Here is a 26,400-nt window from a genome sequence, read left to right on the forward strand (position 1 = left end):
GTTTTTTAGTTAGGGATATAGCGGCTGGTAGTCGCCAGTCGTTTTGCAACGGAGTACTCCTATGATCGTTCGTAATCTTGATGAAGCGCGTAAAACAGATCGCCTAGTGACCGCTGAAAATGGTAACTGGGACAGTACGCGCCTTGTTCTGGCCAACGATAATGCAGGTTTTTCGTTCCATATTACCCGCATTTTCCCAGGCACCGAGACACATATCCATTACAAAAATCACTACGAAGCAGTGTTTTGCTACGAAGGTGAAGGCGAAGTTGAAACCCTGGCTGACGGTAAAATCTGGCCGATCAAAGCAGGCGACATTTATCTACTCGACCAGCATGATGAACACTTGCTGCGTGGCAAAGAGAAGGGCATGACGGTTGCCTGCGTCTTTACTCCACCGATCACAGGTAATGAAGTTCACCAGGAAGATGGCTCGTACGCAGCCCCAGAGTAAATCGTGCTAGCGTGAGATAGACTACGTGATAGATCAGAAGGCAGCCTGCTAAATATGCGGGCTGCCTTTTTTGAAATGGACGAGCGCAATTTTACCCATAGCGGCCTCACTGGTTCGCTTAATATATATTATGTTAAATAAGAAGGCAGTTCATTTCGGCTCATGAAGTTTGATATCGCGAAAGCCAGTATGGTTTAGTACTGCAATTCGCCTTTAAAAAGAGAGCTTCATGGGTAACATCTTATTCGTTCACGCCAGCCCGCATGGTAAGCATGCGTTAGGCTATTGTCTGGCTCAAAAGATTCTGGCTGAGAAAACACTCAGACATTCCAGTGTGAGTTTGGTGGAGCGTGATTTGCTAGCTGCCCCTCTATCGCCGCTGACCCACAGTTACGCTTCGGCACTCGTCAACCACAATCTCGGCGACAGCGTCGATGCTGCCCTGGCAGAGTCCGAACAGTTGATTGGTGAGCTGGAACAGAGCGACCGTTTATTGATTGCGATGCCGATGCACAACTTCAGCGTACCGGCGGCGCTGAAACTCTGGATAGATCATGTGGTACGTATCAATCGGACGTTTATCGCCTCGGCTGAGGGCAAGCTGGGATTGTTGCAAGATCGCCCGACCACCGTCCTGGTTAGCGCTGGAGGCATGTTACAAGGAGATAACCCGCAACCGGATTTTCTGACTCCCTACCTCACGCTTATTCTCAACACCATCGGCATTCAGGATATCCACTTCGTGTATTTACAGGGTTTAGCGTTTGGTGAGTCTGCTACCGAGAAAGCATGGCATCAGGCGCAGGCTGCTCTGGTCAAGGCTGGCATACTGACTAACGTGATGCCATAAACTGCAAACCACACATTATTGGCGATGGCGGGCGACAAGCGCTGCCAACTGCTGATAACCCTCTTCGATTGCTGGACTCGATAGATTGGTCACGCCTAGGAGTAATCCTTTTCGCGCATTGATTTGCGTGGCGTACCAGGGAGACAGCGGCGCCGGTGCCAAGCCAAACGCCTTGGCAGCCTCGGCAATGTAAACGTCGTCAGCATCATCAGCCAAGGTGAGCAACAGTGACAAGCCCGCCATATTATTCAATGAAACCGATGTGCCCATGAGCGCAAGTAGCGCGTCTCTGCGCTGTATATACAAACGTTTCATACGCCGAATATGGCGCAAGTAATGGCCATCGCGTAGAAACTCCGCAACGGCTAGTTGGCTAGGCACAGCAGACGCTGGCGACAATGCGGCAGCCGTATCTCCTGCACGCTCTGACAACCTCATCGGTACCACCATAAACCCGAGCCGCAATTGTGGGCTGATGGTTTTACTGAAAGTGCCGATGTGAATCACCCTTCCGTCCCGATCCAGCGAGGCCAGTGCGGGCGTTGCTTGGCCGCTTAGTTGCAGCTCGCTTAGATAATCATCTTCGATGATCCAGCCAACATTTTCTTTAGCCCATAGTAATAGTTCTTGGCGCCGAGCCAGCGATAGCTGTACACCCAAAGGTGCTTGCTGGCTTGGCGTCACAATCGCCAACTGAGCATCTGCTGCCAGCGATATCCCCTGCTCCACAGAGATCCCCTGCTCATCCACTTGAACGGGAATCGAGGTATATCCTGATAGCGACAAGGCGTGCCGTGTCAGAGGATAACCGGGATCCTCAACCCACACCCGCCTTGAATTCAACTGCAGCAAGTGCAATGCCAGGCCCAGCGCTCCCGCATAACCATTGGTGATAATAATTTGGTCTGCAGAACAGAGCAGTCCGCGGGCCACCGCCAGATAAGCCGCAATTTCTTTGCGCAATTCCCGCTCTCCGCGCGGGTCTGGATAACGCAACGGCTTGGCCACCGCCTGTCGCGAACAGCGCAGTAGGATGCGTGACCAATGTTTAAATGGAAAACCGTCTTGCGCGGGCACCCCCACTTGAAAAAGTTGGGGGGCGCTATCCAGATCCTGATAGAGATCAGGCAATGGCAGGCGGGTGGCCCCAGCAATCACTTCTGGTGCCGCTGGTAGAACGGAGCTAACGAAGGTGCCGGCGGCACCCTTCGAAATGACTAACTGATCATCGCTCAGCCGATCATAAGCCGTTTTAATAGTGCCCCGCGAAACGCCCAGCTGTGCCGCAAGGTCACACCATGAAGGCAGTCGCGCGCCCTCATACAAATGTCCCTGTCGAATGGCATCAGCGATGTTGGAACGTATCTGCTCTGACAGAGATTGCTCGCCTTGGCGATCAAGTGAAAAACGAAGTGTACTCATTGGTCTATGGTACATAAAAATCTGTCAGTCTTGGTGCTTTTTTTTAGACCATGGTGTCCTTCACAATCACTATCTACCCTACTTTTTTTCGGCCTGAATCTTGGAGTTAGTTCTTTGTCTTTGAATTCGCTTAGAACGATTGTGCCAGGCCAAAACAATTTGCCAAAAGGATGAAATCAATGCGGACAACAAACACGAGGCTTTTCGTTACGATACTGCTCGCCATTTTGGCCAGCTGCTTTGGTCCGGTGCAAGCGACCGAGACCACCGATCAACAAGAAGCCGATCAAGCCTATGATCAGGGCGCCGATGGTGAACAACGTGCCAGAGCGGCAGGCAAGTCGCTCATTGGTCAACCTGGCCCTGATTTGAGCGTTACCACGCTGGATGGTGACACCATTGATCTCAGCACACTGTATGGCGTCAAACCGGTGTATATAAAGTTCTGGGCAACCTGGTGTGTGCCCTGTCGTCAGCAGATGCCGGGGTTCCAAGCATTTCAAGAAGCGCATGGTGATGACATTCAAGTAATCGCCGTGAACACCGGTTACGCTGACACCGAAGAGTCTGCACGTGTGTATCGCGAGGAAATGGGCCTGACCATGCCTATCACGGTAGATGACGGAACGCTGGCTGAAGCACTGAATCTACGCGTCACCCCGCAGCACGTACTGATTGATCGCAGTGGCCACATCACCCACATTGGCCATCGTGACGACCAAGCATTGGAACAGGCGCTACAGGCAGTGCTGGAACCCACTGATCCAAGCTCAGCCACGACCGAAGGAGCCACCGTCGCGAACATCGATGCCAACGCCTTAACGGTAGGCGATGCGACTCCTAATCTTGAAGTCATTACGCGTGACGGCAATACCGTCGACCTGACTCGAGCGACGACAGATCAGCCATTGGGTGTGGTGTTTTTTGCCACGTGGTGTGAGTCTTATCTTGCCGAGAGCCAGCCAGACACCTCCACCGCCTGCCGCCGTGTGCGCGAAACCGTCAACCAGCTGAGCAATGACCAAAACGTTCAGTGGGTAGGCATTATTTCTGGCCTTTGGACCAAAGAGTCAGACGTCGAAAGCTATCTTGATACCACCGAGACGGCTATTCCCGTGTTACTCGACGCCGAAGGCGAGATACACCGTACTTTCGGCATTCAGCAGATACCAGCCGTTGTGTTAATTGATGCTGACGGCAAGGTAGCCAAAAAGCTTGGACCACAAGATACCGCATTAGCCGAAGCCGTCGAACGCATCAGTCAATAAACCGTAGCCCTTCCGCGCAGGCCACGGTGCGGTACACCCCTTTAATGGAGCAGCCCGTCTCACGCGGGCTGATAGCCGATGCCCCCATTCCTTTGCCGCTATTTTGTCCTCTTTTGCCTGGTTTTACTGTCACTCCCCCAGACCAGCGCTGCCCAGGAGTTTCCGGGCACCTCAGGCGAGGAACTGATTAAGAGCTCCTTGATAGCGGAAACGGATCAACCCACAGCCGGTACATCCAGCACGTTAGCCGTTTTCATGGAGCCACAGTCAGGTTGGCATGGATATTGGAAACAGCCCGGCAGCATTGGTTTGCCACCGCAATTCAATTGGCAATTGCCGGAAGGTGTCAGCGTGGGCAATGCCGCCTATCCAGTACCACAGACGCTAATGACCGGCGACCTGATGAATCATGTCTTTGAGCATCCTTATGCGCTATTGCTACCCGTTGAAATAGACCCCTCGGTGCCATCGGGAACCTCTCTGCCGATCACCGTTGATTTCGATTACCTCGCTTGCCGCGCCGATGCCTGCATTCCGGAACAAGCATCGCTTGCCATTACTCTGGTCGCAGGCGATGGCCATATTACGTCTGAGCGCAAAGCGCGCTTCGATGAATGGCGGCGTGAGCTACCCAGGCCGCTGGGCTCGCAAGCCAGCTTTGTGACCACCGATGATACTCAGCTGCGCCTAAGCATTCCCTTGCCCGCAAGCGTGGAACTAAACAATCCACACTTGTTTGTCGCTACCGACAACGTAGTAGATCCCGCGTCTGAGCAGATTTTTAGTCGTGAAGACGATACATTGATTGTTGAAACTCAACTGGCTAAATCCTGGCAGGCAGGCAGTCCGCCTGACGAGTTTGAGGCGCTGCTGTCACTGGGCAACGGTACCGGCTTGGCATTGGTTGGCCGCAGCGATGATGCGCTAACGGCGAACGTAAGCGGATCTCAAGCCTCCCCTGTTGCAGGAGCCTCTGGCGTACAAAGTAGTTCTACGTTACTACTGACGGCATTTCTCGGTGCCATACTGGGCGGCGTTCTGCTCAATATCATGCCCTGCGTTTTCCCGATCCTCAGTCTTAAAGTACTTAGCCTTGCGCGTCTGTCCGGTGGTCAACGCGAAGCCCGGCGTGAGGCGTTAGCTTATACCTCCGGTGTGGTTATCGTTTGCCTGCTGCTGGGTGCGACGATTATTGCTCTGCGTGCAGCAGGTACTCACGTTGGCTGGGCATTCCAGCTGCAAGACCCGCGGGTCATTGTGGTGCTTACCCTGTTGACCGCAGCCATCGGCTTTAACTTGGCAGGCCTTTTTGAGCTGGGCTCCATCAATGCCGGTTCCAAACTGGCTGGCCAAGACGGTATGGCCGGTGCATTCTGGACAGGCGTGCTTGCCGCCTTCGTCGCCACGCCTTGCTCCGGCCCATTTATGGCCACGGCCCTTGGCGCCGCCCTGGTACTCCCTACGGTTGCCGCGCTGACGGTCTTCGCAGGCCTGGGCCTGGGCATTGCCCTGCCGTTTTTGCTGCTTGGTTTCGTGCCAGTGCTTCGTCGCCTCCTTCCTCGCCCTGGTCCATGGCTTGCAAGCTTCCGGCATATCATGGCCATCCCCATGTTCCTGACCGCCCTCGCCCTGGCTTGGGTGCTTGGCCGTCAACTCAGTAACAATGGCATGATTGCGAGTCTCGCTCTGGTCATGTTGCTGGCGATAGGGCTTTGGTTCACCGGCCTGCGTCAACGCAACGGCAAGCGGTTAAGCTGGCTTCCGGCAGGACTAGCGGCCATACTCGCATTGTCGGGAAGCGTCCTCGTTCCTGGCTCATTTGCGGAGCATGAGGGGCCCCTTAATGCGGCCGCAAGTTTACGCGAAACACGCACATTCGACTTCGACGCGGAGCGTTTGGCCGAGCTTCGTCAACAAGAACAAGCCATCTTTGTCTACTTTTCTGCAGACTGGTGTGTCACTTGTCAGATAAACGAACAACGAGCAATTGATATACCTAGCACGCAGCAGGCATTTGAGCAGGCGGGTGTGATCACAATGAAGGGCGACTGGACCAATGGTGACCCAGCCATCACTGCTTTTCTGGAACAACATGGCCGCTCAGGGGTGCCTCTCTACTTATGGTATGCGCCAGGCGAAAAAGAGCCTGAAGTCCTTTCACAGATTCTTACGCCAAATGTTTTACCTGCGTTAGCGGGCAAATCTGGTTAACCCACTCTCATATCTGGCATCGCCATAACGAAGATATCTGTAAAGATGAATACAGATATCTTGAGAGATACACCACGATGGCAGAAACACTGCCAGTTCTGTTAATAACCTCGCCCTCCTTGGTCTCCGTTCTTCGGTCAGGCTCATGAACCATAATTACCGCGCATAAGTTCAATAAGATAAAATGAGGATCCGAAAAGCGATGATGGCGTTGGACACTAGACCCCCATCTCCTTATCATTCCCCGACCTATTGTCCAAGGATATCTCTCGTTATGCGCCCAGGTGTTTTGTGGCTTATCGCTGGCTTATCGCTTTCGATCGCAGGCTGTGCAGCAACCCAGCCGGAAACGAATCAACCGCCCCCTTTAAGCGAAGCCTCATTCAATTCTCGTATCCTGGAGTTAGAGAGCCAGCTAACGCAACAATGCGACGCCCGCATTGATTTGCAGCAACGTCAGCTTGATCACCAGCAGGCACTGACCGCTGACATGCGTGAAGTGGGCAGTTTATTGCGCTACCTCCGCCAAGACGTGCAGCAATTGGAAGCTCGTGGTGAAGAGCCGGTCATCATTCGTGAAGAGTGTGAGATTGATGAGAGCTTGACCACTAAAACATTACTGGGCCGCAGTGAATGGGTTGGTCTACCCAGCCTGGGCACCTACCTCAAAGCGCGAATCGATTCAGGAGCCAACACCTCGTCCCTTTCTGCTGCCGAGATCACTCGCTTCGAGCGTGACGGTGAAAATTGGGTGCGCTTCAAGTTGGCGCTGAACGACGACGACGTGGCGGTTGAGTCGCAGCGTGATGAGTGGGTTGAAGCGCCTATCGTGCGCCGAGTGCGCATTGTTCAAGCCTCTGGCGAAGAGTCACGTCCCGTCATTTCTCTGTTAATGACTCTAGGGCCGATTCGTGAAAATGTCGAATTTACCCTCAATGACCGCTCTCATCTCGATTATCCAGTGCTGCTAGGACGGCGCTTTTTGATGGATATTGCGGTAATTGATGTAGCCGATACTTACTTGCATGAGCGCCCCGAATTTCCTGGTGGCGAACCAGCGGACCAAGCTGCTGAAGATGAAGCAGTTGACGAAGACGATAGCGAAGAGTAACCGCTCTGACGCTTCACGAGGAAAGGAATCTCCATGTCACGGTTAATGTTCTATATTATTGTCGGCCTGTTGCTAGTCGCGGGCGTAGCGACCAGCGTGCACCGCCATGTGCAGTTTGAAATTCCATGGTTGCCTGGTGAACAGCGCCAGGTGTGGGAGATTGAGGCTGGCATTACCTTTAATGCTCAGGACGGCCCCGTCCAGGTCGACTTGGCGTTGCCTTCCCATCAGGCAGGCTACCGTGTACTGACTGAAAACACCGCATCATCAGGATATGGGCTTGCTTATCAGGCGGATGATTTAGGCCGCACCGCCCGCTGGACTATTCGTGAAGCAGTGGGCAGCCAAACATTATATTACTCGGTTCAGATGCTGGTATCTCAAGATGCTCGCTCACCGGTGCAGACACCCCCTGAAATCCCCGTCACAACGCCTTGGGAAAGCCCCTATGACACCGCGGCTAATCAGCTTATCGAACAAGCTTGGGCGCGCAGTGCCAATAACGCCACCTTTGCCCGTGAGTTAATACGTGATATTAACGGCGAGCGTCAGTCTGAAAATGCCCGTCTGCTGCTGACGCAAGAGAATCCGGCGGCCTTGGTGGTGCGGTTGCTAAACCAGGCAGGCGTATTAGCGCGTGAAGTGAGTGGCCTGCTTCTGGAAGATGGTCGTCGTCGCCAAACGCTTAGCAGTTGGATTCAGGTGTTTAACGAGTCAGGCGAAGAATGGTCAATTTTCCATCCACTGACGGGTGAGCAAGGTAAGCCCGACAACCTGCTGCTATGGGAAACCGGTGGTCGAGCGGTATTAGAAGTTCAGGGCGGCACCAACTCGCGGGTTTCTTTCTCAATGATGACCCATGACCAGCCTGCTTCGGCGGCGGTGCGCAACCACTACTCTGAAGATACGCTGCTGAACTTCTCCATTCACAGCCTGCCACTGGAGGAGCAAGCGCTATTCCAAACTATCTTGCTGATTCCCATTGGTGCGTTAATGGTGGTGTTTTTGCGTGTGCTGGTGGGCATTAAAACGTCCGGTACCTTTATGCCGGTGTTGATCGCCCTCGCCTTCATTCAAACCACCCTTCCCACGGGTTTGATTGGCTTCCTGCTTATCGTTGCCGTCGGTCTGATTATTCGTAACTATCTCTCTTACTTGAATTTATTACTGGTGGCCAGGGTCTCGGCGGTGATCATAACGGTGATTGCGATTATCTCGATCTTCACCGTATTGGCCTATCGCATGGGGCTCAGTGCTGGCTTAACGATCACCTTCTTCCCGATGATCATTCTGGCCTGGACCATCGAGCGGATGTCGATACTTTGGGAAGAGGAAGGCCCTAAGCAGGTGCTAATCCAAGGCGGCGGCAGTTTGATCACGGCTATCCTTGCCTACCTGGCTATGAATAATCCCTGGGTACGTCATATCACCTTCAACTTCCTGGGCGTTCAGTTGATATTGATGGCGTTGATCTTGCTGCTGGGCAATTACACCGGCTACCGTTTACTGGAGCTGCGCCGCTTCAAGCCAATCACTGACGATGAGAAACCCTCATGAGTTGGCTGAAGAACTGGACGTGGCCCACGCGCTTGCGGGATAAAGGCATTATCGGCATGAATCGGCGTAATATTCGCTACATTGGCCGATATAATAGTCGCCGTCTCTATCCCCTCGTTGACGACAAGCTTAAAACCAAGCTATTGGCTCAACAGTATGGGATTACCACGCCCGAGCTGATTGGCACCGTAACAACTCAGTTTGGCGTTAAGCACATTGGCGCCATGCTCACGGGGCACGCAGGCTTTGTTATCAAGCCTGCCAAGGGAAGCGGCGGTAAGGGCATCCTGGTGATTGAAAAGGTCGAAGATAACGCCTTTATCAAGCCTAGTGGTACCAAGCTCTCTCTTACCGACGTTGAGCGGCATGTATCGAATATTCTGTCGGGGCTCTACTCATTGGGCGGCTCGCCTGATGTGGCGGTGATTGAAACACTGATTAATTTCGATGAAAGCCTGATGGATTACACCTATGAAGGTGTTCCTGATATCCGGGTTATCGTCTTCAAGGGTTACCCGGTGATGGCCATGATGCGCCTCTCCACCGCAGCATCCGATGGTAAAGCTAACCTGCACCAAGGGGCGGTAGGCGTTGGCTTGAACATCGCCACCGGGGCTGCCCTGCGCGCCGTTCAGTTTGACCGACCTTGCTTTAGCCATCCGGACACGGGGCACGATCTGGCAAGTTTGGTCGTTCCCCAGTGGGAAACGCTGCTTAACTTAGCGGCGGGTTGTTATGAAATGACCGGTCTAGGCTACCTGGGTACCGATATGGTGCTGGATCGTAAATACGGGCCGATGCTACTTGAGCTCAACGCCAGGCCTGGCTTGGCTATTCAAATGACCAATGGTGAAGGTTTGCGCCGTCGCCTCGATCTGATTGAACGTCAACCCGATGGCGTGCCCGCTAAACAGCGGGTGGCTTTTGCCCAGCATCATTTTGCGCGACAAAGTGAGCTGGTAGACAGCGAATCGGTAGAAAGCTCTGACACCGCTTCCACCGGCGCGTAGACTACTAACGAGAGCCTAGGCTAACAACGTTCAACGAGTTGCCCATGACCCAAGCGAGTACACTACTACAGCAGGCGGAGTCTCAGTGCCATATCCGCGGCGTCCGCTTTACCCCTATTCGCCGACGCGTACTGGAGATGATTGCCGAAAATGGCGGCGGGCTAAAAGCCTATGACCTGCTCGATAAGCTCTCTACTGAGCATGCGGCCGCCCGCCCCCCGACGGTTTATCGGGCGCTTGAGTTCTTGATTGATCAAGGCTTGGTGCATCGCATTGAATCGCAGAACTCCTACGTGGCCTGCGCTTGTCCAGAGCATGCGCATGGTTTTCAACTACTGATTTGCCGTCACTGCGGCTATGTCGAAGAGCTGCACTTGGACGAGATCAGCGATCAACTGGCGGCGCTGGCAAAACGCCAGGGCTTTAACGTTGAGCGCCAAACCATTGAGCTTCAAGGGCTTTGTCAGGATTGCCGAACAGCTAGCGAGTAAATTTATGTCCCGTTTTGATCACGTCGCGCCGGATGCCCTGTTTAAGCAACTCGAGCGTGCTGCCCCAGAAGATAGTCTTCCCGCTGTGGCCACTTTGCTAGCCGCGGTGCGTTTTAATGCTGATGGTTTGATCCCTGCCATTGCTCAGCAGCACGATACTAACGAAGTGTTGATGATGGCCTGGATGAACCGTGAGGCGCTGGAAGAGACGTTAACCACCCAGCGTGTTTGCTACTATTCGCGCTCGCGGGGAAAGCTGTGGCGCAAGGGTGAGTCATCGGGCCAGCAGCAGCAGCTTGTCTCTGCTGCGTTGGATTGCGATGGCGATACGCTATTGTTGCAAGTCGAACAAACGGGGCCTGCTTGCCACACCGGCCGGCGCAGCTGTTTCTATATTGCCGTGAATGGAGAGCAGGCCTCAATTACCAGCAATCCGCTGATTGATCCTGACGACCTGTACGGCAAAAAAACCTAGTTCTGCCTATGCAAGCCATGACTCGGTTAATATCAGCCCTGCGCTCAGGTTCGCGTTGGGTATTGATGAAGGTGATGATTGGCTGCGTTAGAGTCTATCAATATACACTCAGCCCCCTTTTAGGCCCGCGCTGCCGCTTCTGGCCGAGCTGTTCGTCCTACACGATTGAAGCGATTCAGGTGCATGGGCCAATAAAGGGCGGCTGGATGGCCGTTAAGCGGATCGTTAAGTGCCACCCGGGCAATCCTGGCGGTATGGATCCGGTGCCCGGCGGCCGCAGCGAGCAGCTTTGCCGCGAGGATGACGAAAAGGGATCGTCGCCCTCTTGCTGTGACCATCACCCTCGCTAGCTTGTTTCCTACTTCTGCTGCGCTACCGCGTAGATCTTCTCCAGCATAGCGTGCAGGCCGTTGCTGCGCGTAGGTGAAAGGTGCTTATCCAATCCCAGATCCGCCAAAAAGTGTGGCTCGGTAGCACGAATCTCAGCGGCGGTGCGTTCGCTGTAAATGCGCAGCAATACGGCAATCAGGCCGGATACGATGGCGGCATCGGAGGTCGCTTTGAACACCAGCTTATCGCCCTCCTCCTCATGGCGCATCCACACGTTTGACTGGCAGCCCTGTATCTTAAACTCTTCTAGCTTCCACTCTTCTGGGAAGTCAGGCAGTTGCTTACCCATATCGATAATGTACTGGTAGCGATCCATCCAGTTATCGAATATCTCGAAATCTTCGATTAGCTCTTGCTGGGCCTGTTCGGCGCCGGAAGTGCTCATGCTATTTCCTTCTCTATTGGAATTGGCTGAATATTGGCGACTGACATTTTGCGTCATAGGGTTACTCATTGTGGCCATTATAACGGCTCGAAGGTGTCTTGAGGGAGGTTGTGCCGGAAACAGTCAATCGATGTCGCTGCTGTTCAAGATGCCACTCGTTGTCTTCGCTATGGAGATAGCGTGAGGTGGTGTCTAGGCGCGCGTGTCGAGCGCTTTCGGCCAGATGGCGCAGACTAATGCCCGATTGAGCCTGATGGGTGATCGATGTGTGCCGTAACCAGTGCGGCGTTGCCAGGTTAAGCGCGGTCACATGTTCCGGTGCTCCGTCGATATCTTCAAGTGCTTGTGCCGCCTGCTGAAACGTTGCGCGAACAAGCCGATAAAGCTGGTTATGGCCCAGGCCACGCTGTCCATCCAGAGCGCGAAGCACCGGTGCTTCAGCTTCAAACTGCTCAGGGTATTCAGGCAATCCCAGCGTATGGCGCCACTGGCGCAAACAATCAAGCATATCGTCAGGCAACGGAATGCGCGCCATCTTGTTTCCCTTGCCCACCACATGCCACCACCAGCGCCCTTCGCTGCGCTGGAAATCCCCCATTCGCGCATCGGCCATCTCGCTGATGCGCGGTGCCAGCAAATAGGCAAAGCCAAAGATAAAGCGCCGTCGTGAATGTTCAAAACGGGCACGACTGCCCTCCCCAGCCTCCAACGGGCTATTCAGCCACTCCCACAGCCACGCCCACAAATCACTTTCCAAATAGCGCTCAACACGCGGCGTTTGATTATTCAGGCGCCGCGATTTATCACGCATCAAACGAAACGGATTGTGGTTAACCCAGCCTGCTTCCACCAACCAGGCAAACATGCCTTGCAGTATCACCAGGCTTTGGCGTCGGCTGGCGGGCGATAAACCGCCACGAAATGGCCGCCATGATGGGTGCGCGCGGGGTTTGGAGGGCCCTACCCACTGCTCGTTTGGTTGTGGGTCGGCGAGAAAGGCTTCAAAGCGGCGCAGGTTTTCGCGGTTGATATCGGCCAGCGTGTGCCCTTGGCTAGCCAACCAGAGCAGCAGCCGCTCCGCTTCGCGACGGTACGCTTTCCAGGTTTGTGGGCTATCCACGTACTCTTCAAGCCATGCGGTCACTGCCTGGGCATCGTTTTGAGCGCTAATACGTCCGCCATTCGGCGACTCTTTAAATATCTGAAGTTGACCAGTGGGTGTCATAACCTCGTTCGCCATGTCCGTCGCCACTCTCTTCTTTTTAGCCGATGTTTACATTATCTGGCCTTAAGTGTGCTCCTGTAGTCCTATAAATTCAAGATAATAAGCGTAATCTTGAATTTATGCGCATTATCATAAATAAAATTACGTATTACATAATACGTAATTATTGCCTTTTATACGACAAGTCCCGACAATGGTGGTTACAGAAGCTCTCAAGGAAGGATCATTTCATGGCCCGCAACGGCATTCAGTACAGCGATGTTCAACAAGCCATTGATGCCCTGTTGGCCCGGGGCGACACGCCCAGCGTGCAGCGTATTCGCGATGTGCTGGGCACCGGCAGCTTCACGACGATTAGTGATCACTTCCGCTTGTGGCGCAGTGAGCGGGAGCAAAATCGCGACGTGCCGCCGCCCAAGGGTGTGCCGGAAGTCGTGGTGACCATGGCCAGTGAGCTATGGCGCGAGGCCCAGGAGGTAGCGAATCAAACGCTGCTCCATTATCGCGAAGATGCCAATCGCCAAGTGGCGGAGGCCCAGCAGCTTGCAGAGGACGCTAAACAGCAGGCCGCTAACGCCGAACAGCGCGAAAGCTCCCTCGCCGAGCACTTGCGTCATATGGAGCAGCGCCTGGAAGCGTTAAATCGGGAATTAGCCGCCAGTCAAACCAGCGAACATCACTGGCATCAACAAGCCGAAGCATCCCAAGAAGAAGTAACTCAACTGAAGCAGGTACAAAAACAGCTAGAGAGCCAAGCAGATGCACAGCGCGATGCGCATAGCAATGCCCTCAGCGAGCAACAGGTAGCGTGGGAGCAGCGTTTAGCACAAGAGGAGCAGCGCCATGAGGCGGCTGAAGGAAGACTGATGGCGATGCTGGATAGCGCTCAGCAGACGCGCGCCCAGGAAGAGAAGACTTTCCAAAAACGTCTGCAGCAGTCTGAGCAGCGTATTGAGGCATTGAGTCAGGAGCTAAAGGCAAAGCAGCAGGCCCTGCACACTCTGCAGCTGGAGGCTAGCCAGCGCGAACAACAGCTTGGTGAGCAGACGCAGCAAATTACATCGCTGGAGAAGCAGCAACAAGTGTTAACCGAGCAGCTAGATGAGGCGAAGGCAGCATTAGATCGCCAAGCCCAGCAGCATGCCGAGCGCGAAGCTGCGCTACAGCAAGCGTGGCAAGAGAAGCTTTGGAGCCGCATGGAAGCGCTGCAAACACAGCTAACGGCGCTACCCGATGCGCTTTCAAAACAGGGCAGTGAGCCAGGCCAGTAATCAACCTGGAGACGTAGTAAAAAAGCCCAGCGATTCAAGCTGGGCTTTTTGAGCCTTACTATCGCTTATTCAGCGGTAGTAAGCGTTGGTGGTATCGCTGTGATCGGTAACGTCGCGAATACCGGCAAGCTCTGGAATGCGCTCCATCAGGGTTTTCTCAACGCCATCTTTCAGGGTTAAATCAACCGCTGCACAACCCTGGCAGCCGCCGCCAAAGGCCAACACCGCGTACTGCTGTTCGGTGAGTTCCACCAGCTTGATTTCGCCACCGTGGGCCGCCAGCCCAGGATTGATCTCGCTGTAAAGCACATAATTGATACGGTCTTCCAGCGGGCTATCCGCATTTACCTTGGGCATCTTGGCGTTGGGCGCTTTGATGGTTAGCTGGCCACCCATGCGGTCGGCGTTGAAATCCACTACCGCCTCTTCCAAAAACGCTAAGCTGTTTTTATCGAGAAAGACGTTGATTTTCTCGAGCTCAAGCAGAACGTCGGTGGGTTCTTCTTCGCCGGGGCGGCAGTAAGCCAGGCAGGTTTCCGCGTAGGGTGTGCCCGGCTGGGTAATGAAAATGCGTACGGCAATACCCTCAACGTTCTGCTTTTCCAGCAGTTCTGCCAAGTATTCTTGCGCACTGTTTGTAATATCAATACCTTGGGTATCGACACTGGTTTCTTTTTCGCTAGTCGTGGTCATGAGGGCTGTCTTCCTCCCGTGGTAGTGGCGGCGCCACTTCACATGTCATTTGTGTCTATGGTAAGCAAAACAGCGCGCTGACACAATCCCGACTGTTTTAGTCGGCTATTTTAAACAGCTCTTTTTACGAGCGACTATTAATTATCTTTCCTTATCTTGCGTATAGCCTCCGTAGGGGCGCCTTTTGCCATCCCTTTTGTTATCATTATGCGCCTTATAACGACAGATGCTGCTTTTCCGACGATAACAACATCCCCTTTGACGACTGTGACGCTGGAGAACTCCCCCTGCCATGGCTGATAGTGCTTTGATCGCGACCCTCACCCAACGCCTTGCCCAACGTATCCTGATTCTGGATGGCGGCATGGGCACCATGCTGCAGAATGCCCAGTTGAGCGAGGAAGATTTTCGCGGCGAACGGTTTAGCGACTGGCCCTCGGATCTCAAAGGCAATAATGATCTGCTCGCGCTAACCTGCCCCGAAGTGGTCACGCGGATTCACCGTGACTACCTGGAAGCCGGTGCCGACATTATTGAGACCAACACCTTTAATAGCACTCAGCTGTCACAGTCTGATTACGGCATGGAATCGCTGGTGGTTGAACTCAACCGTGAATCAGCGCGCCTGGCTCGTGAGGTCTGCGACGCAGTGGCCGCTGAAACCGGCGTGCCCCGCTATGTTGCCGGTGTGTTAGGCCCCACCTCGCGCACCGCGTCGCTATCGCCGGATGTGAATGATCCCGCTAAGCGTAACGTCACCTTCGATGAGCTGCGTGAGAACTACTATGAAGCCGCTGAAGCGCTGATTGCAGGCGGTGCCGATCTGATCATGATCGAAACCATCTTCGATACGCTTAACGCCAAGGCCGCGATCTATGCCCTGGAAGAGCTGTTCGATGACCGCGGCGAGCGCTTGCCGGTAATGATCTCCGGCACCATTACCGATGCCTCGGGGCGTACGCTTTCAGGTCAAACCACCGAAGCCTTCTGGAACTCGGTACGCCATGCTCAGCCGCTGTCGGTAGGCTTGAACTGTGCCTTGGGTGCCGAGGAGCTACGTCCTTACCTGGAAGAGCTCGCTACCAAAGCCGATACCTTTGTCTCCGCCCACCCCAATGCGGGCCTGCCCAACGAGTTTGGTGAGTACGATCAAACGCCGGAAGAGATGTCGGAGATTGTCAGCGAGTTTGCTGCCAGCGGGTTGGTGAATATTATCGGTGGCTGCTGTGGCTCCACGCCCGAGCACATTCGCGCCATTGCTGATTCGGTTCGCGATATGACGCCTCGGGTAATTCCTGAGCGCAGCCGCGCCTGCCGTCTATCAGGCCTAGAGCCGTTCAACATTGAGGCTGACTCGCTGTTCGTCAACGTCGGCGAGCGCACCAACGTCACCGGCTCTGCGCGCTTTAAGCGCTTGATTGTGGAAGAGGACTTCACCACCGCCTTGGAAGTCGCCCTGGAGCAGGTCGAAAACGGCGCCCAGGTCATCGATATCAATATGGACGAGGGCATGCTCGAGTCCAAGGAAGCCATGGAGCGCTTCCTTAACTTGATCGCCGGCGAGCCAGATATCGCCCGTGTGCCGATTATGATCGACTCCTCCAAGTGGGAGATTATCGAAGCGGGCCTCAAGTGCGTCCAGGGTAAGGCGGTGGTGAACTCCATCTCGCTTAAAGAGGGCGAAGCCGCCTTCCGCGAACAGGCGACCAAGTGCCGCCGCTTTGGTGCTGCCATTGTCGTTATGGCCTTTGATGAAGAGGGCCAGGCAGACACCTTTGCCCGCAAAACTGAAATTTGTCAGCGCGCTTACCGCCTGCTGGTAGATGAAACCGGCTTCCCCGCGGAAGATATTATCTTTGACCCCAATATCTTTGCCATCGCCACCGGCATCGAGGAGCACAACAACTACGCGGTCGACTTTATCGAAGCGACCCAGTGGATTCGCGAAAACCTGCCCCACGCGATGATTTCTGGCGGGGTGTCTAACGTCTCGTTCTCGTTCCGTGGCAACAACCCGGTGCGCGAAGCGATCCACTCGGCTTTTCTCTATCACGCCATCCGCGCAGGACTCTCCATGGGTATCGTCAACGCGGGCCAGCTCGCTGTTTACGACGACCTCCCCGCCGAGCTACGCGACGCAGTAGAGGATGCGGTGCTCAATCGCCGCAGCGACGGCACCGAGCGCTTGCTGGATATTGCTGATAAGTATAAAGGCGACGGTAGCGGCGCGGCTAAGAAAGAGGATCTTGAGTGGCGCAGCTGGCCCGTTAGCAAGCGTATCGAACACGCGCTGGTTAAAGGTATTACGGTGTATATCGAGGATGACACCGAACAGGCCCGCGCCGAGGCCGAACGCCCTATTGAGGTGATCGAAGGCCCGCTGATGGACGGCATGAACGTGGTCGGCGATTTGTTTGGCGACGGCAAAATGTTCCTGCCCCAGGTAGTTAAGTCTGCGCGGGTCATGAAACAGGCCGTGGCCTACTTAATCCCCTATATCGAAGCCGAAAAGAGCGAAGAGACCAAAGCCAAAGGCAAGATCGTGATGGCCACGGTCAAAGGCGATGTTCACGATATCGGCAAAAATATCGTCGGCGTGGTCTTGCAGTGTAATAACTACGAAGTGATTGACCTTGGTGTTATGGTCGCCGCCGACAAAATCTTACAGGCGGCCAAAGATCACAACGCCGATATTATCGGTCTTTCGGGCCTGATTACCCCGTCGCTGGATGAAATGGTGCACGTCGCCAAAGAGATGCAGCGCCGCGGTATGGATCTACCGCTGCTAATTGGCGGTGCCACCACGTCAAAAGCGCATACTGCCGTCAAAATCGAGCCCCAGTATGAGCACCCGGTGATTTACGTGACCGACGCCTCCCGGGCCGTTGGTGTAGCGGGCAAATTATTGACGCCTGCTTTAAAAACACCTTACGTCGCCGAAATCCGTGGAGAGTACGAAAAAGTTCGTGAGCGTAACGCCAAGCGCCGCCCCAAAGCGGCGGATCTGGACTACACCCAGGCGCGCAAGCGGCGTTTCCGCACCGACTGGAACAACCACACTCCCGCCGAGCCCAATATGTTGGGGTTAAAAACCTTCGATGATTACGATCTGGAAGAACTGATCGAACGCATCGACTGGACGCCGTTCTTTATGAGCTGGCAGCTAGCGGGCAAGTACCCCAAAATTCTCGACGACAAAGTCGTCGGCGAGGCAGCCCGCAACCTGTTTGAAGACGCCAAAGTGATGCTACGCAAGCTGGTCGATGAAAAGCGCGTTCAGGCCCGTGGTGTTATCGGCCTGTGGCCCGCCAATAGTGTTGATGATGATGTCATCGAGGTGTACGCCGATGAGTCACGCAGCGAAGTCGTCGAACGTCTCTTCCATATCCGTCAGCAGACCACCAAAGGCCGCGACGGTATCTGCTACAGCCTGGCCGATTTTATTGCCCCCAAAGAGAGCGGCAAAGCCGATTGGATTGGCGGCTTTGCGGTCACCACCGGGCACGGTGTTGATGAGCTCTCCAAAGCTTATGAGGCGGCAGGCGATGACTACAATGCGATTATGGTGCAGGCGTTGACGGATCGCCTTGCGGAGGCCTTTGCCGAGCGCATGCATGAACGGGTGCGTAAAGAGTTTTGGGGCTATGTACCGGAAGAAACGCTGGACAACGATGCCCTGATCGCTGAGAAGTATCAGGGCATCCGCCCTGCCCCCGGCTACCCTGCCTGCCCGGATCATACCGAAAAAGCCACGCTATTCCGGCTGCTCGATGCCACCGAAAATACCGGTTTGGCGTTGACCGAAAACTTCGCCATGTGGCCTGCGGCAGCGGTTTCCGGCTGGTACTTTGCCCATCCCCAGTCGAAGTACTTCTCCACCGGTAAGATTACCCGGGATCAGGTCGAGGCCATTGCCGAGCGCAAACAGATGCCCCTTGAGGAGATGGAGCGCTGGCTCTCACCAGTACTCTCCTACGACCCGAGCTAATTAATGCTGTTTGTTCCTGGCCGCCATGGCAAGGTCATGCGCTTAGCTTTTCCGATCATGTTGGGCATGCTCTCCCAGAGCATGCTTAACTTGATAGATGCCGTACTGGTGGGGCATTTAGGCGAGGTAGCGCTTGCGGGTGTTGGCGTGGGCGGTTACGCCATGTTTATGCTCAGCGCTCTTGTGTTTGGCCTCTCCTCCAGCGTGCAGTCACAAACCGCTCAGCGCGAGGGGGCTGCCCATGCGGATATTGCCCATCCGCTTAACTCGGGGCTGGTGATTGGGCTTGTGGTTGGCCTGCCGCTGTCCGCCTGGGCTTGGTGGCAAGCACCGCTGCTGATTGGTTTGATTAGCCAAGCCGATGATGTGCAAAGCGTCGCCGTTGACTATTTTCGTTGGCGGGTGGTGTCACTAATGGCCATTGCGCTAACGCTCTGCTTTCGTGGCTACTGGAACGGTCGCCAGCAAACGCATCTCTACTTGCGTATCATCGTGGCGGTTCACTTGATTAATGTGACGGCCAGTGCGGGGTTGATCTATGGATTCGCCGGGCTACCCAAAATGGGGGCGAGTGGTGCGGGTGCTGGCACAACACTATCGCTGTTTATTGGCTTGATTGTTTGGTGCTGGGTGAGCATAAAAAGCCCATTTGTCCAGCATTTTTTGACACGCATGCCTTGCTTAGCCACCCTGCGTACGACCTTGGTACTTGCCGCTCCTCACTCTTTGCAGCAGTTTTTATTTGCAGCGGGTTATGCGGTACTCATTTGGTTACTTAGCCAGCTAGGCACGGCCAGTGTCGCGGTTGGCCATGTGTTGATTAATCTTTCACTGCTGCTAATTTTGCCGGGGGTGGGGATTGGCGTTGCGGCGATGAGCTTGGTGGGTGAGGCATTAGGCCGAGATGCTCAGAACGAAGCCCACCGCTGGGGTCTGGATGCGCTGCGGGTCGCATGGTTACTTTTACTTGTGCTGGCGCTGCCGATGTTAGTGATACCCGAACAGGTACTTGGGATATTTTTCAGCAGTGGCGAGCTAGTAGTGCTGGGTAAACTCCCATTGCAGATAACCGGTGTGATGATTGTGCTGGATGCCGCAGCTTTAGTGCTCGCCCAGGCCTTAATGGGCGCGGGCGCTCAACGCACGGTGATGATGTTGACCCTGGGGATGCAGTGGCTACTTTTTTTACCCCTGGCCTGGTGGGTCGGGATTGGTTTAAACCAGGGCTTATTAGGTATCTGGCTTATGCAACTGCTCTACCGGTTGATAAACTCAGCCGGCTTTTTATGGGTATGGCAACGACGACGCTGGCTGGCCCCTGCTTTATAAGCCGGCTGCCTGACTCATAATAGATATTCTAAATAGCTTTTAGAGATAAAAAGATAATTATATATTCTTTTGAAGAATATGACGCCCGCGTTAAGGTGACGCTACATTAACGTCCGTCTCAACGTGACCATTTCGCTTTTTAGCAGGATCGTGCCACATGTACCGTTATGATATTCACGACCAAACCCTGGTTGACGAGCGTGTCGCTCAGTTCCGCGACCAAATGGAACGCTACCGCGCTGGGCGTTTGGGAGAAGAGGAGTTTCGCCCTTTACGGTTGCAGAACGGCCTCTATATTCAACGCCATGCGCCTATGCTGCGTATTGCGATTCCTTACGGCATGCTGGCGGGTAGCCAACTGCGTGCCCTGGCTGAGATCACTCGCCGTTACGACCGCGGCTACGGCCACTTTACTACGCGGCAAAATTTGCAGTTGAACTGGCCTGCCCTTGAAGACGTGCCGGATATTCTGGCCGATCTCGCCAAGGTGCAGATGCACGCCATTCAAACCAGTGGTAACTGCATTCGTAACACCACCAGCGACCAGTTTGCCGGCATCGCCAACGATGAAGTGGAAGATCCACGTCCCTGGTGTGAGTTAATCCGCCAGTGGTCAACCTTGCACCCGGAATTCGCCTATCTGCCCCGCAAGTTCAAAATCGCGGTCAGCGGTGCGGCCCAAGACCGGGCCGCGATCCAGGTTCACGATATTGGCCTGCGTTTTTGGTACAACGCCGACGGCGAGCTACGTATAAAAGTGTTGGCCGGTGGCGGCCTGGGCCGTACCCCGATGATTGCGGACGTGGTTCGTGAAGATCTGCCCTGGCAGCATTTGTTGACCTACCTGGAAGCCTGCGTACGGGTTTACAACCAGTTTGGTCGCCGGGATAACAAGTTCAAGGCGCGGATTAAAATTCTGGTCAAAGCGCTGGGTATTGAAGAGTTCCGTCGTCGGGTGGATGAAGAGTGGGCGCACCTGAAAGACGGCCCGCAGACGCTTAACCAAGCAGCGGTTGATGCGGCTAAAGTTCACTTCCCCGAGCCTGCTCGTCGCCCGGTGGCAGCAAACGCTAACGAGGATTTTGACCGCCTGCGTGCAGAAAATCGCAGCTTTGCACGATTTGTCACTAACAACGTAACCGATCATAAGGTGCCTGGGTATAAAGCTGTGACGCTATCGCTGAAGCGCCGCGAGCACGCGCCTGGGGATGTTACAGCTGACCAAATGGAAGCGGTCGCAGACTTAGCCGATCGCTACAGCTTTGGTGAAGTGCGTGTTACCCACGAACAGAACCTGGTGCTTTCTGACGTACCGGTCGATGAACTGGAAGCGCTGTGGGAAGAGCTTGAAGCGTTGGGTATGGCGAACCCCACCGTGGGCACGCTCAACGACATTATCTGCTGCCCTGGAGGCGACTACTGCAGCTTGGCTAATGCGGTCTCCATTCCCATTGCCCAGGCGCTGCAGGAACGTTTTGAAGACCTCGACTTCTTGTATGACCTTGGCCCGCTGGATCTGAATATCTCCGGCTGCATGAATGCTTGTGGCCACCACCATGTGGGTCATATCGGCATCCTGGGCGTGGATAAAAAAGGCGAAGAGTTCTATCAGATATCGATTGGCGGCAACTCCACCGACGATGCCTCGCTTGGTAAGATTTTAGGCCCATCCTTTTTCCGCTCAGACGTGCCGGATGTGGTTGAAAAAGTATTGGAAGTCTATGTGTCGCAGCGCCATGAGGACGAACGCTTCTTGGATACTTACCGCCGTATTGGCCTAAAACCCTTTAAGGAGCGTGTCTATGCCTAATAAAACAGCTGAGACGCAAGCTGAAGCGGTTGAACAGACACCGGTTCATGTCGATCACTTGATTTTCAATGGCGAGCTTGCGGCGGAAAACGCTTGGTGTGTTTCCTACGATGCAGACACCCTGCCCGAACAGCGCCCAGCGTTTGTGCCGCTGGCGTTGTGGCAGGCCAATCAGGAAGACGCTGAGCTGGCACCACTACTCACCAGCGATACCGAGCTGACGGCCGAATTAGGCAAACAGCTTGGTAATGCCGTAGCCATCGCTATTGACTTCCCTGCCTTCACCGATGGCCGTGGCTACAGCATCGCCCGCCTGCTGCGCGAGCGCTACGGCTATAGCGGCGAAGTGCGCGCGGTGGGTGATGTCCTGGTCGATCAGCTGGAGTATATGCGCCGTTGTGGTTTTACTGCCATGGCGCTGCGCGATGACCAGCATCCCGAGGATGCCCTGCGCGCGCTAAGTTTTATCAGCGTTCGCTACCAACCCGATGTTGAAGAGCGACAGGCGCTGTTTGAGCGCCGTTTAGCCGATAATAAGTAGACGCAGAGCGTGAATGTTATAAACCCAAAAGGGCAGCTTCTGAACTGCACCCCAAAAGTTGGACGCTCATCCAACGATTGGGGTGTTTTTCATGACGAAACATAATGAAGCGTTCAAGTTACTAGTAGTGCAACGCTACGCAGAAGGACAGCAGGGTTACAAGAGTCTGGCCAGACAGTACGGTCTTGGCCCTACAACCGTCAGGCGTTGGGTTAAACACTTTGAACAGCATGGTCTAAGTGGCTTGCAGAAAAAGTTCACCCACTACAGCGCTGAGTTCAAATTAGCGGTGTTGCAACAGATGAGGCAAGAGGAGCTATCAGCCTTACAAGCGACGACTCTGTTCGATATTCGAGGTGGTACGAGCGTCGTACGACAGTGGGAAAGCCAGTATCATGAAGGAGGCTTCCAAGCGTTGGAGCCTAAAGCCCGAGGACGTCCGACGAAGATGCCTACAACAGAGCCCCCAAAGCCCCCACTTCCACTGACGGATAAGAGCTCGCTGGAGCAGCTGCTCCAAGAGAATGAGTACTTGCGTGCTGAGGTGGCCTACCTAAAAAAGTTGAGGGCCTTGCGTCAGGCAAAAGAACAAGCCGCGCAGAAAAAGCGCAGATAGTCCTTGAGCTGAAGCAAGGCCACCCTTTGGCGGTGCTGCTAAAAGTAGCAGAATTGTCGCGTAGTACGTTCTATTATCAGGCAAGGGCTCAGCAGTTGGAAGATCGGCATGCTGGTCTGAAGCGACGCATTCACGTCCTCTACGAGCATCACAAAGGCCGCTACGGTTATCGCCGAATCACAGCAGCGTTGCGTCAGTCGGGCGAGCAGGTCAACCATAAGACAGTCCAGCGCCTAATGCAGCATCTAGGCTTGAAGTCGCTGGTACGCCCGAAGAAATACCGCTCCTATCGTGGACAACAGGCCAGTGTTCCCAATCTTCTTGCCCGCCAGTTTCATGCTGAACGACCCAACCAAAAGTGGGTAACCGACGTCACGGAGTTTAATATCCGAGGCGAAAAGCTGTACTTGTCGCCTGTGATGGATCTCTACAACGGGGAAATCGTGTCCTACTCAATGCAGAAACAGCCGCAGTACTCGCTGGTAGGGGGGATGCTCAAGAAAGCCTTGGCTAAGTTGGCCGACCAAGACGCGCCTTTACTGCATTCTGATCAAGGCTGGCAATATCAGATGTCAGCTTACCGGCGTAAGCTCAGCGAGCATGGCGTGATTCAGAGCATGTCACGTAAAGGCAATTGCCTGGATAATGCCGCAATGGAGAGCTTCTTTGGTACGCTGAAGTCAGAATATTTTTACCTGAACCGCTTTGACACCATTGAGCAATTACAGGCGGGCATTCGGCACTATATCCATTACTACAATCACGAGCGGATTAAGACCAAATTAAAAGGCCTGAGTCCGGTGCAGTACCGAAATCAGGCCTTGGCTGCTTAGTTTTTCACTGTCCAAGTTTATGGGGTCAGTTCATTCGGCTGCCCTTTTTATTTGTGACTGGCTCTATTATTAAACCGTCACCCCCGCCGCTTCTGCTGGCGCTCACGGTTATTGGCTTTGGCGCGATCGCTTTTACGTAGCATTACCCAGGTCGCGCCCAACCCTCCTTCCGAAGGCTGTGCGGAGACGTATGCCTGCACTTCCTCAAACTGGCAGAGCCACTTGGCCAGGTATGAACGCAGTACGTTGGCGGGGCTATCAATCTCTCGCCCGCGGCCATGCACGATCATAACGGAGCGTAAATCGTGGGCGTAGGCTTCTTGAATAAAGGGAAACAGCATACGGCGACACTCTGTTAATGGACGCCGAAGCAAGTGGAGCTGCGACTGAACGCTATAGCCCCCGTGCTTTAATTTATCGACTACGCCCTGCTGAATGCCCTCGCGGCGATACTCCATGGGATCAAAGGGGGGCAGCAGATCGACAAAGTCGTCGGACAGAAAATTGCGTGCCCCCCTTTCTTCCTCTGCCCACTCCCGCCGCGCCAACTGGGATTCAGAGGGGCTTTTGCGATTAGCGCCTGGGTCAGCACGGTTTCTCGGCGGCAGCGGTTTCACATCACCTACGAGAGCACGAAAATCCAGATCATCACGAAGCGGCTGATTCATTGCAGGCTCCTACGGCAGGTTCTAATGAGCACCTATTCACATGCAGACTTTACCAACATAGCCTAGCAAACCTGGGTAGTTTGCTTAAGCAGATTCATACAGTCGATAACATAGAACTTGTCATCCTCTGTCTATAGCGACAAGCTAAGCATCCGTTTTTTTATCGCCCCATTCACATTCTTATCCTACATTGCGAGGCGCCCTGGTGTGTTTAAAATGGTTTGGCCTAAAACGCCTTTTGATTTTAAGCGGTGTGGGGCTGCTTAGCTTAGCCGGGTGGCTCTGGTTAACCATGCTGAGCCCGTGGTTTTATGACCGACCTGACGATCTTCCTACTATAGAACAGCGAACCCATCAGGTCTTTGTGTATGGCACGCTACGCTATGCCCCCGTTCGCTTAGTGGTCATGGGAAGTTTCGGCGCCCCTAAAGATGCGGTGCTAGAGGGGTACCAACGCAACGGTCTCGACCTTTCACCCCAGCCAGGGAGCAACGTTAAGGGCCTACTGTTACGAGTGGATGCCGACGAGCTGTCTCGTCTTGATCGCTACGAACGACTGGGGATTCGTTACGAGCGCAGGACAATAACCCTCGACGATGGCACTCGGGCCTGGGTCTACCTGCGTTTACCTGAGCAACAAAATACGTTTGTACAGCACGCGGACTTCCCGTTCGCTCTGATACCATAGACACCATGCTGTGCCCTATTTTGCAAAACCCTCATGCAAAGCCCTATTGCCAGGACAGCTTTTATGAACCCATTCAGGAATAGTGATGAGTGAAATGACACCGTACGTTTTGGTTCTGTACTACTCGCGCACTGGCGCGACCGCCACCATGGCACAGCAAATTGCGGCTGGTGTAGAAAGCGTGCCGGGTATTCAAGCGCGTTTACGCACAGTGGCGCCGGTTTCAACGACCTGTGAAGCCGTTGAGCCAGAAATACCTGCAGAGGGCGCTGTTTACGTTGAGCTAGACGACCTGCGCAACTGCAGTGCGTTAGCACTGGGTAGCCCCACCCGGTTTGGCAACATGGCCGCTCCGCTTAAGTATTTTATCGACTCCACCAGCAGTCTGTGGATGAACGGTGCCTTGATCGACAAACCTGCCAGTGCCTTCACTTCGACCTCCAGCCTCCACGGTGGGCAAGAGAGCACCCTGCTCACAATGCTGGTGCCGCTACTGCATCATGGCATGGTCTACGCAGGGGTTCCTTACAGCGAAACCACCTTGCTGGAAACGCGTACTGGTGGCACGCCCTATGGTGCAAGCCACTTAGCAGGAACGCGCAGTGACCGCTCTGTTGATGAGCACGAACGCTCGCTGTGTGTTGCCCAGGGCAAACGACTGGCACGACTCGCTCTAGCGCTGCACGCCATGCGTCAGGAGGCATTATGAGGCAGTGGCTGGAGGATGTAGAAGCACGCCATGGGCTTGATAAACTGACCCTTCGAAGCCGACAGGTGGTATTAGCCAGCTTTGCCATACTGCTGCTACTGGTTGTTTACCGTGGACTTGTACTTCAAGGCGACGAATTTAATTGGCGCCCTGTGGTCGCGTTCGTGCTTCCCCTGGTGCTGTTTTTACCCTCCATCATTGGTAAACGCGCACGCGGGCACGCATGGCTCGCTTTTGTCAGCCTGCTTTACTTCACCCAAGGCGTGATGTTAATAACCCTGCCTGGGCAAGGTCTGCGCGGAATCCTAGAGGCGGTTGTCGCGCTGGTGCTTTTTGCTGGCTGCATGGGCTATGCACGCTTTCGCAGTCGACAGTTGCGTCAACAGAAAACGAGGCAATAAAAAC

The 26,400-nt window shown here is 54.4% G+C and carries 24 protein-coding genes; 19 read left to right on the forward strand and 5 right to left on the reverse strand.

Features of this window, described 5'->3' with window-relative positions:
• Positions 1 to 61 precede the first annotated feature (61 nt).
• Positions 62 to 454, forward strand: coding sequence for an ectoine synthase (locus LMS44_RS11370; RefSeq protein WP_022523470.1), 393 nt, complete (start codon positions 62 to 64; stop codon positions 452 to 454).
• A 229-nt stretch (positions 455 to 683) separates the two neighbouring features.
• On the forward strand, positions 684 to 1,304 hold the full coding sequence (locus tag LMS44_RS11375; protein WP_498947275.1) for an FMN-dependent NADH-azoreductase: 621 nt from the start codon (positions 684 to 686) through the stop codon (positions 1,302 to 1,304).
• Positions 1,305 to 1,319: 15 nt separating this feature from the next.
• On the opposite strand, the gene pdxR is transcribed toward LMS44_RS11375, so the two are convergent.
• On the reverse strand, positions 1,320 to 2,726 hold the full coding sequence (pdxR, locus tag LMS44_RS11380; RefSeq protein ID WP_498947276.1) for an aminotransferase-like domain-containing protein: 1,407 nt from the start codon (positions 2,724 to 2,726) through the stop codon (positions 1,320 to 1,322).
• Between the two features lie 179 nt (positions 2,727 to 2,905).
• On the opposite strand from pdxR, the gene LMS44_RS11385 reads away from it, so the two are divergent.
• The 8 genes from LMS44_RS11385 (at position 2,906) to yidD (ending at position 11,199) form a co-directional block, all read left to right on the forward strand.
• Positions 2,906 to 3,994 (forward strand): TlpA family protein disulfide reductase, encoded by a 1,089-nt coding sequence (locus LMS44_RS11385; protein ID WP_498947277.1) that lies wholly within the window; start codon positions 2,906 to 2,908, stop codon positions 3,992 to 3,994.
• 78 nt (positions 3,995 to 4,072) lie between these two features.
• Positions 4,073 to 6,205 (forward strand): protein-disulfide reductase DsbD family protein, encoded by a 2,133-nt coding sequence (locus tag LMS44_RS11390; protein WP_498947278.1) that lies wholly within the window; start codon positions 4,073 to 4,075, stop codon positions 6,203 to 6,205.
• Positions 6,206 to 6,479: 274 nt separating this feature from the next.
• Positions 6,480 to 7,316: an ATP-dependent zinc protease family protein gene (locus tag LMS44_RS11395; protein ID WP_498947279.1), complete on the forward strand. Its 837-nt coding sequence runs from the start codon at positions 6,480 to 6,482 to the stop codon at positions 7,314 to 7,316.
• Positions 7,317 to 7,349: 33 nt separating this feature from the next.
• Positions 7,350 to 8,873 (forward strand): inactive transglutaminase family protein, encoded by a 1,524-nt coding sequence (locus LMS44_RS11400; protein ID WP_009286710.1) that lies wholly within the window; start codon positions 7,350 to 7,352, stop codon positions 8,871 to 8,873.
• Positions 8,870 to 9,883, forward strand: coding sequence for an alpha-L-glutamate ligase-like protein (locus LMS44_RS11405; RefSeq protein WP_022523468.1), 1,014 nt, complete (start codon positions 8,870 to 8,872; stop codon positions 9,881 to 9,883). Before LMS44_RS11400 ends, LMS44_RS11405 begins: the two co-directional genes overlap by 4 nt.
• Positions 9,884 to 9,927: 44 nt before the next feature.
• The gene (locus LMS44_RS11410; RefSeq protein ID WP_007114248.1) at positions 9,928 to 10,374 is read left to right on the forward strand and encodes a transcriptional repressor; all 447 of its coding nucleotides are present in this window, start codon (positions 9,928 to 9,930) and stop codon (positions 10,372 to 10,374) included.
• Between the two features lie 4 nt (positions 10,375 to 10,378).
• A complete protein-coding gene (gene hisI / locus LMS44_RS11415; protein ID WP_498947280.1) occupies positions 10,379 to 10,849 on the forward strand; it encodes a phosphoribosyl-AMP cyclohydrolase in 471 nt (156 codons plus the stop codon).
• A gap of 17 nt (positions 10,850 to 10,866) precedes the next feature.
• On the forward strand, positions 10,867 to 11,199 hold the full coding sequence (gene yidD / locus LMS44_RS11420) for a membrane protein insertion efficiency factor YidD (protein ID WP_498947295.1): 333 nt from the start codon (positions 10,867 to 10,869) through the stop codon (positions 11,197 to 11,199).
• Between the two features lie 8 nt (positions 11,200 to 11,207).
• On the opposite strand, the gene LMS44_RS11425 is transcribed toward yidD, so the two are convergent.
• Both LMS44_RS11425 and LMS44_RS11430 read right to left on the reverse strand, forming a co-directional pair.
• Positions 11,208 to 11,624: a SufE family protein gene (locus tag LMS44_RS11425; RefSeq protein WP_039858498.1), complete on the reverse strand. Its 417-nt coding sequence runs from the start codon at positions 11,622 to 11,624 to the stop codon at positions 11,208 to 11,210.
• A gap of 61 nt (positions 11,625 to 11,685) precedes the next feature.
• Positions 11,686 to 12,849, reverse strand: coding sequence for a tyrosine-type recombinase/integrase (locus tag LMS44_RS11430; RefSeq protein WP_498947296.1), 1,164 nt, complete (start codon positions 12,847 to 12,849; stop codon positions 11,686 to 11,688).
• Between the two features lie 230 nt (positions 12,850 to 13,079).
• Between LMS44_RS11430 and LMS44_RS11435 the strand changes: the two genes are divergently transcribed.
• Positions 13,080 to 14,120 (forward strand): DNA-binding protein, encoded by a 1,041-nt coding sequence (locus tag LMS44_RS11435; protein ID WP_498947281.1) that lies wholly within the window; start codon positions 13,080 to 13,082, stop codon positions 14,118 to 14,120.
• A gap of 69 nt (positions 14,121 to 14,189) precedes the next feature.
• On the opposite strand, the gene nfuA is transcribed toward LMS44_RS11435, so the two are convergent.
• Complete coding sequence (gene nfuA, locus LMS44_RS11440; protein WP_027959432.1) at positions 14,190 to 14,813, reverse strand: Fe-S biogenesis protein NfuA; 624 nt, start codon at positions 14,811 to 14,813, stop codon at positions 14,190 to 14,192.
• 292 nt (positions 14,814 to 15,105) lie between these two features.
• Here nfuA and metH point away from each other — a divergent pair, with 292 nt between their 5' ends.
• The 5 genes from metH to LMS44_RS11465 all read left to right on the forward strand — a co-directional run bounded on the left by metH (position 15,106) and on the right by LMS44_RS11465 (position 23,930).
• Entirely contained in the window at positions 15,106 to 18,801 is a 3,696-nt protein-coding gene (metH, locus tag LMS44_RS11445) for a methionine synthase (protein ID WP_498947282.1), read from the forward strand.
• Positions 18,802 to 18,804: 3 nt separating this feature from the next.
• Positions 18,805 to 20,130: an MATE family efflux transporter gene (locus LMS44_RS11450; protein ID WP_278371129.1), complete on the forward strand. Its 1,326-nt coding sequence runs from the start codon at positions 18,805 to 18,807 to the stop codon at positions 20,128 to 20,130.
• 157 nt (positions 20,131 to 20,287) lie between these two features.
• Positions 20,288 to 21,940: a nitrite/sulfite reductase gene (locus tag LMS44_RS11455; RefSeq protein ID WP_278371130.1), complete on the forward strand. Its 1,653-nt coding sequence runs from the start codon at positions 20,288 to 20,290 to the stop codon at positions 21,938 to 21,940.
• Positions 21,933 to 22,481, forward strand: a complete 549-nt coding sequence (locus LMS44_RS11460; protein ID WP_022523459.1) for a DUF934 domain-containing protein — start codon at positions 21,933 to 21,935, stop codon at positions 22,479 to 22,481. The genes LMS44_RS11455 and LMS44_RS11460 overlap by 8 nt, the downstream gene beginning before the upstream one ends.
• Positions 22,482 to 22,572: 91 nt before the next feature.
• Positions 22,573 to 23,930, forward strand: a protein-coding gene (locus tag LMS44_RS11465; RefSeq protein WP_223827930.1) for an IS3 family transposase whose coding sequence is annotated in 2 segments (ribosomal slippage) — positions 22,573 to 23,052 and positions 23,055 to 23,930 — 1,356 coding nt in all. Because the reading frame shifts where the segments join, the coding sequence is not laid out codon by codon here.
• A 77-nt stretch (positions 23,931 to 24,007) separates the two neighbouring features.
• Here the strand turns inward: LMS44_RS11465 and smrA are convergent.
• A complete protein-coding gene (gene smrA / locus LMS44_RS11470) occupies positions 24,008 to 24,598 on the reverse strand; it encodes a DNA endonuclease SmrA (RefSeq protein WP_278371131.1) in 591 nt (196 codons plus the stop codon).
• Positions 24,599 to 24,803: 205 nt separating this feature from the next.
• Between smrA and LMS44_RS11475 the strand changes: the two genes are divergently transcribed.
• The 3 genes from LMS44_RS11475 (at position 24,804) to LMS44_RS11485 (ending at position 26,396) form a co-directional block, all read left to right on the forward strand.
• Complete coding sequence (locus LMS44_RS11475) at positions 24,804 to 25,286, forward strand: gamma-glutamylcyclotransferase family protein (RefSeq protein WP_278371132.1); 483 nt, start codon at positions 24,804 to 24,806, stop codon at positions 25,284 to 25,286.
• Between the two features lie 85 nt (positions 25,287 to 25,371).
• The gene (wrbA, locus tag LMS44_RS11480) at positions 25,372 to 25,995 is read left to right on the forward strand and encodes an NAD(P)H:quinone oxidoreductase (protein WP_278371133.1); all 624 of its coding nucleotides are present in this window, start codon (positions 25,372 to 25,374) and stop codon (positions 25,993 to 25,995) included.
• Complete coding sequence (locus LMS44_RS11485) at positions 25,992 to 26,396, forward strand: DUF2069 domain-containing protein (protein ID WP_027959438.1); 405 nt, start codon at positions 25,992 to 25,994, stop codon at positions 26,394 to 26,396. Before wrbA ends, LMS44_RS11485 begins: the two co-directional genes overlap by 4 nt.
• The last annotated feature ends 4 nt before the right edge of the window (positions 26,397 to 26,400 follow it).

The organism is Halomonas profundus (assembly GCF_020865425.1).
GTDB lineage: Bacteria > Pseudomonadota > Gammaproteobacteria > Pseudomonadales > Halomonadaceae > Vreelandella > Vreelandella titanicae.

Excerpts from the sequence above, each read along its gene's own strand:
- LMS44_RS11370 (WP_022523470.1), top strand. The coding sequence starts at position 62 with ATGATCGTTCGTAATCTTGATGAAGCGCGTAAAACAGATCGCCTAGTG.
- LMS44_RS11375 (WP_498947275.1), top strand. The coding sequence starts at position 684 with ATGGGTAACATCTTATTCGTTCACGCCAGCCCGCATGGTAAGCATGCG.
- pdxR (WP_498947276.1), bottom strand. The coding sequence starts at position 2,726 with ATGAGTACACTTCGTTTTTCACTTGATCGCCAAGGCGAGCAATCTCTG.
- LMS44_RS11385 (WP_498947277.1), top strand. The coding sequence starts at position 2,906 with ATGCGGACAACAAACACGAGGCTTTTCGTTACGATACTGCTCGCCATT.
- LMS44_RS11390 (WP_498947278.1), top strand. The coding sequence starts at position 4,073 with ATGCCCCCATTCCTTTGCCGCTATTTTGTCCTCTTTTGCCTGGTTTTA.
- LMS44_RS11395 (WP_498947279.1), top strand. The coding sequence starts at position 6,480 with ATGCGCCCAGGTGTTTTGTGGCTTATCGCTGGCTTATCGCTTTCGATC.
- LMS44_RS11400 (WP_009286710.1), top strand. The coding sequence starts at position 7,350 with ATGTCACGGTTAATGTTCTATATTATTGTCGGCCTGTTGCTAGTCGCG.
- LMS44_RS11405 (WP_022523468.1), top strand. The coding sequence starts at position 8,870 with ATGAGTTGGCTGAAGAACTGGACGTGGCCCACGCGCTTGCGGGATAAA.
- LMS44_RS11410 (WP_007114248.1), top strand. The coding sequence starts at position 9,928 with ATGACCCAAGCGAGTACACTACTACAGCAGGCGGAGTCTCAGTGCCAT.
- hisI (WP_498947280.1), top strand. The coding sequence starts at position 10,379 with ATGTCCCGTTTTGATCACGTCGCGCCGGATGCCCTGTTTAAGCAACTC.
- yidD (WP_498947295.1), top strand. The coding sequence starts at position 10,867 with ATGACTCGGTTAATATCAGCCCTGCGCTCAGGTTCGCGTTGGGTATTG.
- LMS44_RS11425 (WP_039858498.1), bottom strand. The coding sequence starts at position 11,624 with ATGAGCACTTCCGGCGCCGAACAGGCCCAGCAAGAGCTAATCGAAGAT.
- LMS44_RS11430 (WP_498947296.1), bottom strand. The coding sequence starts at position 12,849 with ATGACACCCACTGGTCAACTTCAGATATTTAAAGAGTCGCCGAATGGC.
- LMS44_RS11435 (WP_498947281.1), top strand. The coding sequence starts at position 13,080 with ATGGCCCGCAACGGCATTCAGTACAGCGATGTTCAACAAGCCATTGAT.
- nfuA (WP_027959432.1), bottom strand. The coding sequence starts at position 14,813 with ATGACCACGACTAGCGAAAAAGAAACCAGTGTCGATACCCAAGGTATT.
- metH (WP_498947282.1), top strand. The coding sequence starts at position 15,106 with ATGGCTGATAGTGCTTTGATCGCGACCCTCACCCAACGCCTTGCCCAA.
- LMS44_RS11450 (WP_278371129.1), top strand. The coding sequence starts at position 18,805 with ATGCTGTTTGTTCCTGGCCGCCATGGCAAGGTCATGCGCTTAGCTTTT.
- LMS44_RS11455 (WP_278371130.1), top strand. The coding sequence starts at position 20,288 with ATGTACCGTTATGATATTCACGACCAAACCCTGGTTGACGAGCGTGTC.
- LMS44_RS11460 (WP_022523459.1), top strand. The coding sequence starts at position 21,933 with ATGCCTAATAAAACAGCTGAGACGCAAGCTGAAGCGGTTGAACAGACA.
- smrA (WP_278371131.1), bottom strand. The coding sequence starts at position 24,598 with ATGAATCAGCCGCTTCGTGATGATCTGGATTTTCGTGCTCTCGTAGGT.
- wrbA (WP_278371133.1), top strand. The coding sequence starts at position 25,372 with ATGAGTGAAATGACACCGTACGTTTTGGTTCTGTACTACTCGCGCACT.
- LMS44_RS11485 (WP_027959438.1), top strand. The coding sequence starts at position 25,992 with ATGAGGCAGTGGCTGGAGGATGTAGAAGCACGCCATGGGCTTGATAAA.